Raw genomic sequence first — 12,465 nt, 5'->3', positions numbered from 1 at the left:
ATGAAAACAAATAAATACTCCTGGATCATGCTGTTTTTGATGGCCATTATATTTGTGTCATCATGTAATAAAAAAGACTATTTGGATTCAGGTATCCACGATCCAATTTATAATGGAACGACTATGCAGTTTCTTGAAAGTCGGCCAGAATTGTTTGATTCATTGATTAGAATTATAAAAATTGCGGATTTAGAACAGGTCATTAATAAACCTGAAATGACATTTTTTGCACCTGCCAATGTGACGATTAATAAATCCATTTATCAGTTAAATCGTCAATTATATCTGTTGGGTCAAGATACAGTGAAAGATCTAAGTCAGGTTGATCCTAAAGTATGGAAAAAATTCTTATCCCGGTATATCCTAGATGGTAAATACCTGTTAAAGGATTTTCCACAGCTGGATACTTTGAATCTAGATATCTATCCTGGTCAGGGTTATACTTCTTATGCTGAAGAACCTGTGAACATTGGCGTATTATACAACGATGTGGTTTCGAAGAATTCAGCAGGGGTTGAACAGGTTATTAAATATGCGGGATATCGCCAATTATATATTTCTTATGTCTACAACTTTTCTAACGAAAGTACGGCTACGAATTTTATCAATGCCCCAGTAGCGACCTCTGATTTGCAGACATCTACTGGCGTATTACATGTCCTCAATTTTAGCAAACATAATTTTGGATTTAATGCATATGAATTTTCTTCCACCGCCTATAGTACGGGCATAAAACCAGCAAGTAAATAATGAATAAGCTCTTTATATATCGCCTACTCATCGCTTTGATTGCGTTGGTAGTGACATCAAGTTGCCATAAGGATGACCCGATAGGAGAAGATCCTTATGCAGGTGGAAAAAGCCCTTTAGGTGTTTTTTTTCTAAATGAAAAGCCTATCCCTGAGACTGCAGCACCTGGAGAAGTTGTAAGGTTTCTAGTAAAAGGGTTAAAGAAATATGAAAAGAATTTTAAGTTCTTAATCAATGAGATGGAGACTGAAATTGTAGAATTAAGTGACTCTACCATTGATGTTCGTATTCCAAACCTTGCAAGTACAGGTGGTGTTTCCGTCAAATTACAGAACCAAGTATTCTTTGGTCCAAGGTTTTTTGTGGGAGGGAAGGTTTCAGTTGATGAGGACTTTGGAATAAAAAGTGGATTCGATGGTTCTGTTACGGATATATTACCATTTGGAGGAGGATTCATTGTGACGGGAGATTTTACAGATTTTGATAATGAGAAAGCTGAAAATATTTATAGAAACGGAATTCATTATATCAATAGTTTGGGTAAAACAGATGGAGGGTTGAATTTCGGATATGGAAGCTCTGACGTAATCAGTTCAATAATTCGGTTTCCAAGTGGGAAGTTTTTAATCGCCGGTGCTATGACTAACTTCAATAAGAGGTTGGTGTTGAATGCTGCGCGTTTGAATGCAAACGGCTCATTGGATACATTAGTTACCCCGGTAATTAACCCAAATCCTGAAAATGAATTAAATGATATTGATACTGTAACAGCTTTTAATGGCGGTTCATTGGACGGAGCAATTCTAAAACTTATTCCTACTTCTGATGAAGGAGCAATTGCATTTGGACGTTTTTCAAATCATATCAAGATTGACTACAGGTATTCCTCAAGAGAGAATAAGCGTGCTGTTTATACAAAGGTTCGCAACATCATGAAGTTTCAACCAAATGGATCTTTGGATTCAACCTTTGCCTCTAAAAACAGTGGAACTACAGGAAATATAGCTGGGGCAGCTCAGAATGAATTAGGACAAATAGTCATTGTTGGTGATTTCACAAACTTCAACAATCAAGCTAGAGGAAGAATCGTTCGTATTAATTCGGATGGGTCTGTTGATCAGAGCTTTAATGTCGGTTCCGGAGCAAACAATACCATATTTTCTGTGAAATATAACAGCGTAGTTAAGAAGTATGTTATTGCTGGTAATTTCACCCAGTTTAATGGCCAGGCAATGAAAGGATTAGTTGTGTTAAATGCTGATGGCAGTATAGACAATGGCTTTAAAATGGGCGATTTAGGAAATGGTATTCCAATTTTTGCTCAAATCTTAAATAACGGTAAAATCGTTGTTTCAGGGTCATTCACTAGTTATAATGGTATTAAGAGATCGCAACTATTAATTCTTGAACCAAATGGAGACGCCTTGCAATCCTATAACAATATTGGAGATTTTGATGGTTTCGTCAATACCGTTGTTGAAACAACATCAAGTCAAGGGTATCCAGCAATCCTGATTGGAGGATCATTTAATCAGGTAAATGGAAAACGAATTAGAAACATTGTAAAACTGGAAATAAGAAATTAACATGAAAGCGATATTTATAAGATTATTAATATTAATTCCTTTTATAAGCTCATGTAATAAGGAATTTCCAAATCGTTTGCTTGAATATAGTGAACAACAAGGCTATGATGCTGGTACTTCTAAAGTGCTCTATATTATAGTCGATGGATTAAGAGGGGAAGCCGTTCAGGAAATCCTTCCAACCCAATTAGTGAAAATGCAGCAAAATTCTATGTTTGGCTATGGTAGTTTGATTGATTTTAAATCAAACCCTCATACAAAGGAGATTGGCTGGACTAATTTATTGTCTGGAACAACCTCGGACAAACATGCGGTTGTAAACTCAGATTTGAGCACTTATAAAAGCAAAGAATATCCAAACTTACTAAGCAGGATCAAAGCCCTTGATTTGGGTTATGAAATAACTGCAAATTCAAGTTCTGATGAGTTCACAAACACTTTCATTAAAGGGGTTACGGATGCTTCAGTTTCTAAATCTGATCAGGAAGTTGTAGATAAGACAAAAGCTGCATTGAAAGAAAATGAAAGAAGTGTATTCTTGGCTCATTTTTCAGAAGTTGATAAAGCTGGGCAGGCTGGAAGCTATGAATCAAGTGATGCTAAATATATCGCTGCCATTAAAGCATTTGATAAACAAGTTTCAGAATTGATTACAGAAATTCAATCTCGTCAAAATTTCAAGACAGAAAACTGGTTAGTTATTGTTACTTCAAGTGCTGGAGGTGCGATTGAAAACAATGGCGAAATTAATAACACATCCTATGGGGATTCTAAACGTAATATCTTTACGCTTTTTTATTCTCCCAAGTTTGATCGTAAATTCTTCCCAACTCCAAACTCATCTTCTATTCCATATCAAGGAGCAGCAGTTCGTTATACCTATGGGACACCATCCACGAATGCAGTGCTTCAGGATGCAGCGGCATTTAATTTTGCCAACAATAAAAACTTCACTATTTCCTTCAATTTTAAATCGAATATTAAAGATGGCAACTGGAACTACCCAATTTTCCTTTCCAAAAGGGATGCTGGATTTTCGGGTCCAGGATGGAATATTTTTGGGGAAGTGAGGAATGGTAATATGGCTCTTGGGATGAACTCCAATATCGGCGGTCAGGCATTTGGAACGGCTGTAAATAATGGGGAGTGGCATAACTTCACCGTAACAGTTACAAGAGGAGATTCATTAAGAGTGTTTACAGATGGAGTTCCTAACGATAGGCAAGCATTAACCAATGGAAATAATCTTGACAATAATGCACCACTTGTCGTTGGAAAAAAAGCAGGTAATGACAACTCTGCTCCTGATGTTTTGATTAGTAATATTCAGATTTATAATGTTGCTATTCCAAAAGAAAATATCAAAGCCGTTTATGGTAAAACTTTAATCGATGACAGTCACCCTTACTATGAAAATCTGATTGGTTATTGGCCAGGATATGACGATATAGGCAAGGGGCAGATTCGTGACATGACAGGCAATGGAAGACATTTAAACCTAACGGGGAATTATAATTGGGTTTCATTCAACGATATCGTGAGTTATTTCTCACCTCCGATTTCAGATTCATTCTACAAAATTGTTCCAAACGGAGTTGATGTACCATTTATGATTTATCAATGGTTGGGAATTATTCCACAAAAAGAATGGAAACTAGATGGTAAGAGCTGGACTCCAGTTTATAAAATTATGAAATAAATTATGAAAAGGATTTTAATACAAAGCGCAATTTGCGTCTGCATCTTTGCAAGTTTGATTTCCTGCGGCAAATATGGCTATGATTTTGTTGATGGTTATCAAAAAGGGGATACTACTGCGACTCCAATAGAAACGGATACAGCCATGAACGTTGCAGATAGGAGTATGTATAGCAAAGCAAGGATCTTTCCAGGCTTAGTTGGTGAAAATGTAAAAAGAATAGCTGATACGACTGTAACCTTTGATCTTGATTTTAAATGGGTTCAATCCTATGATATCAAGGTTAGTACAACGCCAAAGCCTATTTTTAGTACTGGTTTATATGCTCCTGCTGGAGAGAATATCAGAATTGTTGTACCTGAGAATGTGATAGGTCTTACAGCACAGATTGGTGTTCATACGGACAATCTTTCTGGCTCGGAGTCCTTAAGAAGAGATGCTATTATTTATACTGTAAAAGAATTATTCCCTGGGGTTAATTATATCAAGAATCTTTATGGTGGAACTATCTGGATTAAACCATCAATCTCCATTGATAATCCTGTAAAATTAAAGTTTGCAGGGGCAGTTCGCTCGCCAGATTTTATTCTTGGAAAAACGAATGTTGCGCAATGGTTGAAGGATGTAGAGAATACAGAAGTTCCTTGGATAGAACTAAGATCCGAGAGAGTAGTGTTCTCCGTTCCGCGTCGATTTGTTTTGACCTATAGAAACGAAAGTTCTCAGGTTGAAAAAGCCTTACAAGAATGGAATGAAATCTATGTGAAGGATTATTATGACTGGATGGGGTTAGAAGAAAATTCTTCAGATCTTAAAAATTCATATCCAGATCTACCAGAGCGTGGGGTACTTGATATTCAGCCGGTAGTAGGATATGGTCATAACGGAAATCCATGGGTTGGAATGATGGATAGATACTGGTATTCTACATTTGTTCAATGGGATGCCTTGATGGGTAAAACTGGCGGAGCCTGGGGAACCTTCCACGAGGTAGGACATAACTATCAACAGACAGGAACATGGAGTTGGAATGGATTGGGGGAAACCACAAACAACTTATTTGTATTCAAAACGGCTAACCGTCATCAAGATTTTAGTATAGCAACACATCCAGCATTGGCAGAACAATTTCCATTAGCTCTTGAGTATGCTAAGAGAGATGGTTCGAAAAATATTATTGCTGACAAAGAATCTCAGGATCCATTTTTCAAGATTGTACCGTTTCTTCAGATCTTCAATAAAGCAAAAGGCAAAAAAGGGGAGTCAGGATGGGACTTTATGCCTTATGTATATCGTGAAGCAAGAAATACAGAGTATGGATTTGGTTTAGACGAAGCAAAACGTGATTTCTTCTATAGAGCATTATGTGACTTTACAGGTAAGGATTATACCAGGTTTTTTGATGCATGGGGGATTCGTATCAGTACCATTGCTAAACGCGAGATGAGGGCTAAATACCCACCTATGTCTCAAACTATTTGGACTTATGATCCATTAACAAATAAAGGTGGTGAAGATCCATTACCGAGCAAATATGACCTAGACCCATTGGATTTCGTTTACACATCGAATGCTGCTACTGCTACAGGTGAGAGTACAGGAAAAATTGATGCAATGAAAGACGGGGATAAATCTACCTATTGGCACACCTGTTATTCAGGATGTAATCCACAAACAGTACTTCCAGTCCATGTAGATATGGATATGGGTGCAATTACAAGTATTCGGGGGGCTTATTTTGTGAATCGCCAAACTGCTACATTCCATAAATCAGCAAAAGTTTATACGCGTGAAACCACAAATGACAACTGGAAACTACAGGGCGAGATCAGGTTATCTACATCTAATTCTGATCCTACGCGTGCTGATCGTAAGGAAATAAAATTTGATAAAATTGAGGATGTTCGTTTTGTAAGATTTGAATTCACAGAGCAAAACTGGGTAGGACAACCGCATGTTGCAATTGCAGAATTAGGGGCCTTCTTTGATATCAATTAACCTAATAATTATGAAAATGAAATTTCTTAAATATTGTGTTCTTGCTGCTGTAATTCTAGCATCAGGTAACTCATGTACAAAATATTATAATCCTCCACAAATTTTTGAAGACTATGAACAAGAGTCTGAAAAATCTGTGAAAAGGAAAGTGTTGGTGATCTCTATTGACGGTTTAGTGGGGGAAGAGATGAAGAAGAAAACACCGGCAAAAATTGCCTCCTTAATGAAGAAGGGGAAATATTCCTTTCAAGCTCTAACTGATGAAAACACCTCTGATGCTGCGACTTGGACAACAATGATGACAGGCTATAGTTCAAGCAAACATCATGTATTGGACGAGAATTTCCTTCCAACTGAGAATCCAGATGATCCACATGGTGAACTGGAGTTTTCTCCAACCTTGTTTGCAAGAATTGAAAGCCAACAGCCAGAATTAAGTACTGTTGCCATGGTTCGCCATGAAAGTTTAGCAACAATCCTGTTAATGGATGCTGACCAAACAAATAATTATAAATCTGATGAAGCCGTTAAAAATGCAGCTGTTGATTTATTAAAGAAATCGGCTCCAGATTTATTTGTACTTCAATTTACAGATGTGTTGGAAGCTGGCAAAAATGGTGGTTTTTTGATGTCTAACAGTAAATATCAAACGGCGCTTGAAAAAGTAGATGTTTATGTTGATGAGGTAGTTAAGGCTGTTGAGTCTCGTGAAAATGCTGAGTTTGAAAATTGGCTGATTATCATTACTTCTAACCATGGTGGTCTTGAGAATGAGTATGGTGGTGATAGTTTTCAGGAAAGAAATATCTTCACGCTTTATTACCAAAAGGATTTAAAAGGTCAGGAGATTGTTCCTGAAATTATCAGTTCGCCACGTTTTTATGGCTACAATGGTCAGGAGAACGGGCCAAAAGAAGGTGTAAGGGCTAGAAATGATGTTGCAGAAAATGAGCAGGATTATAACCCAAATCCAGAAACAGGATTGACCATAGAAGCTAAAATTAAGGTTAACAGAAATGCCAAGGGTAATTTTAGTTATGTATATCCTCCGTTTTTAAGTAAAACGGATGGAAGAACGGGATCAACTCCAGGATGGTCATTTTTTAGAGGAGGAAATAATGTTCATTTTTGGATGGGTGATGGCGGTAAATCAATAGAAATTTCTGCTGGTCCAGCGTCAATTGATGATCAATGGGCACATATCAGTTCTACTATTCAGAAAGTGGATGGAGGCGTGAAAGCAACACTTTATATTAATGGTGTAAAAGCATCTGAGAAAACAGACGGATTGAATATTGCAAATATAAAATCTAATAGTCCTTTGACTTTCGGATTTCAACCTTATGTGTTTTTGGGTGAATTTATTGACCTTCAAATATCAGATGTCCATATCTGGAATACGGTATTAACTGAAGGAGAAATTTTGGCAAACTCACGTCGAGTAGGAATAGCTCCTGAACATGCTAAATATAAAAACCTTAAAGGATTTTGGCCATTAAATGATGGGAAAAGAGTTTTACAAAATAAGATTGAAGGTATGCCTAATATCAATCTTCAGGGTGATTTTCAATATAAAGTAACCAACAATAACCTACCATATGTGGATCCCAATGCGATCCTTATGCAGAACTTGGATATTTCAAGCCAATCTCTTTATTGGTTAGGAATAACGCCAATGGAGAATTGGGCATTAGAGGGAAAACCATTTCTTACAAATTTTGAAATAGAATTTTTAAAATAATATCATGAAGCATACTCTAAAAATTTCAAGCTTCTTAATGATTTTATTAAGCTTGGTTGTCAGCTGTAAAGAAGAAGACATTGTATTTCCAAAGCAAATTGCTGAAGAAAATCCTGCTGAAAGCAATAGAAGACCTGTAAAACCAGATTATCTGGCTTTCGTAACGGACTTTAATGAAACAGTAGAAATTAATTTTGAAAAAACCGATACTGAAAGGGTTTCAAAATTACATCTGGTTTATCAATCTGACAGTAAAAAAGATAGTATTACAGTAACAGATTTTAGCAAGGTGTTGAAATTAAACAATTTTCAAATTGGTAAAGCCACAGATCTAACTGTAATAGCAGAGAACAAGGAGGGTATTTTCTCTAATCCTTTTATTTATAAAATTACAGCTAAACCTTATCCTTCAAGATCGGTGTTTGAGTCAATTTCTATGTTAGGTGGTGAAGGTGAGATTACTATCCTTTGGGAGAATCAAACTAAAGTTCCTGTAAATATTAAGGTTGATATATCCGGGAAGCAATATGAATCTGGAATGAATAAATTAGGATTTTCTGAAATGTCTATTGCCTTAAAAAGGGGAGTTTATAATTTAAAACTTAGTGTATTGGATAGTCTTAATAAGGTTTCTTCGGTGAAGGATACCAATATCAGAGTTGTTGAGGAAGTCGCAATTGATAGAAAAGATTGGACTGCTACGGCTTCATCATCATATCCTGGCGAAGGTCCCGGTACTCCTGAAGGGGTCCTTGATGGAAATCTGAATACAAAATGGCACTCATCGTATTGGCCTGAGGATCTTCCATATCCACACTGGTTAATGTTTGACATGAAAACAGAATATCTCGTTTCTAAAATTCAATTGGCACCAAGGAATGATAATAATTCATCGGGTTTCAGAACTTTTAGTCTCGAGGGTAGCCTAGATGGTAAAACATGGTTCATGTTGCATGCAAATGGTACTCATGACCCTGCTGTTAAAGGTTTGCAGTCAACAATCTTGAATAATCCTGCAAAAGCACGTTATCTAAGATTAAATATGCTTACTGGAGGTTCTAACAGCACCCATCTATCTGAATTTGTTGCGTTTTCGATATATTAAGGCTTGGAAAAAAGGTAAAGTTTTGCTCGATAATACTTTAAAGTGTGGTATTGGCTTTACCCTAATGATATGCAGAATCTAATAAGTTAAATTCTGTTGTTGTCTTAATCCGTGACTCCTGAGTTCGAGCCTCAGCGTAGTCACTTTTCAAAAAGCCGCTTCATGAAAATGAAGCGGCTTTTTTTGTGGATACTTATAAGTTAATTCCCAATAATTTTCCTTTCTCATTATCTACTAACTGCGTTTGATTTTCTTAGCCTTATTGGATTTCACATAAATTCAGTTATTTTTATATTGAACTTTTTCACCCTCACTACATCCTAATAAAATAATATAAACCGCATAATTTCCAATCAATTATGAACAGATTCAAAAGCATATTTTTTTTAGTTATTGTTTTGTTATTTATAATTGCTAATCAGTTAGCAGCACAAACTAAGTCTGCGGGGATATCTCTAAAATCAGCTTTTGCTGGGAAATTTGACATTGGAGCAGCATTGAACTTGAAACAGATTTATGAGCGGGATGAAAAGGCTACTGCATTAATTAAGTCGCAATTTAATTCCATTACAGCGGAGAATTGCATGAAAGCAATGTATCTTCAGCCTCGAGAAGGGGAGTTTAATTTCAAAGATGCTGACCGATTTGTAGAACTGGGGGAGAAATTTGGAATGCGAATTATTGGGCATACCTTGATTTGGCATTCACAGGCTCCGGATTGGTTCTTTATTGATAAAGACGGCAAGGAAGTTTCCCGGGAGGTTTTAATTGAGAGGATGAGAAAGCATATTCACACGGTTGTATCAAGATATAAAGGACGGATAAAAGGCTGGGATGTCGTTAATGAGGCAATATTGGACAATGGAGATTGGCGACAAAGCAAGTTTTATCAAATCATAGGTGAGGAATTTGTTCGCTTGGCATTTGAGTTTGCTCATGAGGCAGATCCGGAGGCTGAATTATATTATAATGATTATTCCATGTTTTTGAAGGGAAAAAGGGAAGGGGTTGTTAGAATGGTTCGTAATCTCAAGGATAGTAGAATGAAAATTCATGGGATAGGAATGCAAGGACATCTTGGTTTGGGATACCCTGCTGTAAGTGATTTCGAAGAGAGTATATTAGCATTTTCTACCTTGGGTGTCAATGTTATGATTACTGAGTTTGATATCTCCATTTTACCAACACCTAATCATACTCAAGGTGCCGAAGTCAGTTCTAATTTTAAATATGATAAACAACTTAATCCTTACTCAGAAGGATTGCCGGCGGAGGTGGAAAGCAAGTTAGCCCAACGCTATAAAGACTTTTTCGCCTTGTTTTTAAAGCATCATGATAAAATTGATCGAGTAACCTTTTGGGGAGTCACTGATGCTGATTCCTGGAAAAACAATTGGCCTATAAAAGGGAGAACAGATTATCCATTGCTGTATGACAGAAACTATCAGGCAAAGCCTTTTTTAAGGGAGATTGTGGAAAAGACTATTCAGAATACAGGGTCATAAATTTTAATCTATACTCCATAGGTGTCATTCCAATTAAAGTCTTGAATTGTTTGTTGAAGTTGGATAATGTATTAAAGCCTGATTCATAACAGATCTGTGCTACATTCTTGGATTCGGCGACTGAAAGAAGCTTACAAGCATGTTTGATTCGCAATTCTGTAATAAAATAAGAAAAGGTCTTTGAGGTCTTGGCGTTAAAATATCTACTAAAGGAGGTTGGTTTCATATTTAATAGGGAGGCGACCTCCTCTAGGGTAATTTTATTTCTGAAATGATTTAAAGCATAGTTATAGACGATGTTGATGCGGTTAGTTTCTACATCTTTGGGTTGATATTGGAACTCATCATAATGTAATAAAGTATAATCCTTCCCTTTGGCTAGAACATTCATGATTTTTAGTAGATGAATGATGCTTTCCATACCGTGTAGATTTAGGAGTTCATTCATTAATTTGATAATTTCCTTTGCTGTAGATCCTTGAATTTCCATTCCACGTCTTACTTTTTCCAACAGAACCTTCAGCTGATTAAACTCTTCTTTTTCTATGAATTTCTCTAATGCTGAACCATTAATATAAATAACCAGACCCTCACTGTTTTTCTTTGATTGAGGATCAAAGTAAATATCATCACTACGCCATAGATGTGGAATATTGGGTCCGATAAAAGAAAGGTCTCCTTTTACAAAGGATTTCATGGTATTTCCTATAAATCTAGTTCCCGATCCTTCAATAACAAGAAAGAGTTGATATTCCGAATGAGCATGCCAAGTGGTATCAAAATGCTTATCAGAAAGCCTTCGCACAAAAAATATGCGAGATGAAGGAATCCTGGTTTTCTGGACTGCGGTTTTTTTGAAGTTGATATCCATGATGGAGTATAAATGGTTGTCCCTTCAAATAGCTTTTGGGGATTATTAAAATTAAGTGTTTTGATGTCAACTATCAAGATTTTCTATGGGTAAATGTCTGATTGTTATCCATTGTACTCCTTATTTGTAAATATCTGTGATAAAATACAGTCATCATTGGGCATTAAATAGGTATGTTAAATTCTTGTTGAGTCTTAATTTAGAGTATTAGGATTAACCATTTTAAACCAGCCTTGAAAATGATTTAGAAATGTTCTATTTCATTTGATAAGGACAATGCTATACTGTATGGCCTATAAACCTTTAAGAATCATTAATTTATTTAAAAGATAATATGCAATTACCTGTAAAATTAGGCGTAAGTACATGGTTATGGACCTCTCCATTCCGAACGGAGGATGCGGCAAACTTGTTTGAGAAAATAGCAAGTTTGGGGTATGAAGTCGTGGAAATTGCTGTAGAGGATCCCACACTTATCGATAGCGAAAAGATTTATAAAGAACTTAAAAAGAATGGCTTGCAAGCTATTGTTTGTGGTGCCTTTGGTCCAAGTAGAGATTTAACCAGTGATGATGAAGATTTGCAAAAGAATGGCCTCTTATATATTGAAGATTGCTTGAATATCTCAAATGATTTGGGTGCTAATTTTTTCGCAGGGCCGATGTATTCTGCAGTAGGAAAAGCAAGAATGGTTCCGGATGCACAGCGAAGAACAGAATGGAACCGTGCGGTTGATAATTTAGGTCAGGTTTGCGAGATGGCGACTTCTAAAGGCTTGGAATTAGCACTGGAACCATTGAACCGTTTTGAATCTGATTTGATCAATAACGTAGTTGATGTTTTACGATTGATTGATGAACTCAATCACCCAGCTGCAAAGATATGCCTTGATATGTTCCATATGAATATTGAAGAACCAGATCCCGGTTTAGCTATCCGTAAGGCAGGCGATAAATTGCTGCATGTTCAGGTTTCAGAAAATTATCGGGGGACTCCAGGAACAGGCAATGCAAGTTGGGGAGCATTTTATGAGGCACTTTTAGCCATCAATTATAAAGGTGCGGTATCGATTGAGAGTTTTACACCAGAAAATAAGGAGTTAGCTGGGGCAGTCTGCATCTGGCGCAATCTTGCTGAAGACCAAGATACATTTGCGCGTGATGGACATGCATTTTTGAAAAAATGGGCTGCTAATCAATTAGATTAATAT

9 protein-coding genes are annotated in these 12,465 nt (G+C 36.5%); 8 read left to right on the top strand and 1 reads right to left on the bottom strand.

Translation table 11 applies throughout. The annotated features are described in order from the left end of the window. From ACF3OC_RS18985 to ACF3OC_RS18955, 7 genes are all read left to right on the top strand, one after another. Positions 1–750 (top strand): fasciclin domain-containing protein, encoded by a 750-nt coding sequence (locus ACF3OC_RS18985; RefSeq protein ID WP_094258717.1) that lies wholly within the window; start codon positions 1–3, stop codon positions 748–750. After that, on the top strand, positions 750–2,336 hold the full coding sequence (locus ACF3OC_RS18980; protein WP_094258718.1) for a DUF5008 domain-containing protein: 1,587 nt from the start codon (positions 750–752) through the stop codon (positions 2,334–2,336). Before ACF3OC_RS18985 ends, ACF3OC_RS18980 begins: the two co-directional genes overlap by 1 nt. Position 2,337: 1 nt before the next feature. After that, positions 2,338–4,035 (top strand): LamG-like jellyroll fold domain-containing protein, encoded by a 1,698-nt coding sequence (locus ACF3OC_RS18975; RefSeq protein WP_318271594.1) that lies wholly within the window; start codon positions 2,338–2,340, stop codon positions 4,033–4,035. Between the two features lie 3 nt (positions 4,036–4,038). Then, a complete protein-coding gene (locus tag ACF3OC_RS18970) occupies positions 4,039–6,033 on the top strand; it encodes a M60 family metallopeptidase (RefSeq protein ID WP_229678263.1) in 1,995 nt (664 codons plus the stop codon). A gap of 10 nt (positions 6,034–6,043) precedes the next feature. Further along, positions 6,044–7,774, top strand: a complete 1,731-nt coding sequence (locus tag ACF3OC_RS18965; protein ID WP_094258719.1) for a LamG-like jellyroll fold domain-containing protein — start codon at positions 6,044–6,046, stop codon at positions 7,772–7,774. 4 nt (positions 7,775–7,778) lie between these two features. Next, positions 7,779–8,879, top strand: a complete 1,101-nt coding sequence (locus ACF3OC_RS18960; RefSeq protein WP_392470500.1) for a discoidin domain-containing protein — start codon at positions 7,779–7,781, stop codon at positions 8,877–8,879. 359 nt (positions 8,880–9,238) lie between these two features. Further along, positions 9,239–10,384 (top strand): endo-1,4-beta-xylanase, encoded by a 1,146-nt coding sequence (locus ACF3OC_RS18955; protein WP_094258721.1) that lies wholly within the window; start codon positions 9,239–9,241, stop codon positions 10,382–10,384. On the opposite strand, the gene ACF3OC_RS18950 is transcribed toward ACF3OC_RS18955, so the two are convergent. After that, positions 10,362–11,255, bottom strand: coding sequence for an AraC family transcriptional regulator (locus tag ACF3OC_RS18950; RefSeq protein WP_392470498.1), 894 nt, complete (start codon positions 11,253–11,255; stop codon positions 10,362–10,364). The genes ACF3OC_RS18955 and ACF3OC_RS18950 overlap by 23 nt on opposite strands. 334 nt (positions 11,256–11,589) lie before the next feature. On the opposite strand from ACF3OC_RS18950, the gene ACF3OC_RS18945 reads away from it, so the two are divergent. Then, entirely contained in the window at positions 11,590–12,462 is an 873-nt protein-coding gene (locus ACF3OC_RS18945; RefSeq protein ID WP_392470496.1) for a sugar phosphate isomerase/epimerase family protein, read from the top strand. The last annotated feature ends 3 nt before the right edge of the window (positions 12,463–12,465 follow it).

It is taken from the genome of Sphingobacterium cellulitidis, from assembly GCF_043187465.1.
GTDB classification, from domain to species: domain Bacteria; phylum Bacteroidota; class Bacteroidia; order Sphingobacteriales; family Sphingobacteriaceae; genus Sphingobacterium; species Sphingobacterium cellulitidis.
This window is presented reverse-complemented; position numbering and strand designations above follow the sequence as displayed.

Coding starts and splice junctions, on each gene's coding strand:
- ACF3OC_RS18985 (WP_094258717.1), top strand. CDS start 1: ATGAAAACAAATAAATACTCCTGGATCATGCTGTTTTTGATGGCCATT.
- ACF3OC_RS18980 (WP_094258718.1), top strand. CDS start 750: ATGAATAAGCTCTTTATATATCGCCTACTCATCGCTTTGATTGCGTTG.
- ACF3OC_RS18975 (WP_318271594.1), top strand. CDS start 2,338: ATGAAAGCGATATTTATAAGATTATTAATATTAATTCCTTTTATAAGC.
- ACF3OC_RS18970 (WP_229678263.1), top strand. CDS start 4,039: ATGAAAAGGATTTTAATACAAAGCGCAATTTGCGTCTGCATCTTTGCA.
- ACF3OC_RS18965 (WP_094258719.1), top strand. CDS start 6,044: ATGAAAATGAAATTTCTTAAATATTGTGTTCTTGCTGCTGTAATTCTA.
- ACF3OC_RS18960 (WP_392470500.1), top strand. CDS start 7,779: ATGAAGCATACTCTAAAAATTTCAAGCTTCTTAATGATTTTATTAAGC.
- ACF3OC_RS18955 (WP_094258721.1), top strand. CDS start 9,239: ATGAACAGATTCAAAAGCATATTTTTTTTAGTTATTGTTTTGTTATTT.
- ACF3OC_RS18950 (WP_392470498.1), bottom strand. CDS start 11,255: ATGGATATCAACTTCAAAAAAACCGCAGTCCAGAAAACCAGGATTCCT.
- ACF3OC_RS18945 (WP_392470496.1), top strand. CDS start 11,590: ATGCAATTACCTGTAAAATTAGGCGTAAGTACATGGTTATGGACCTCT.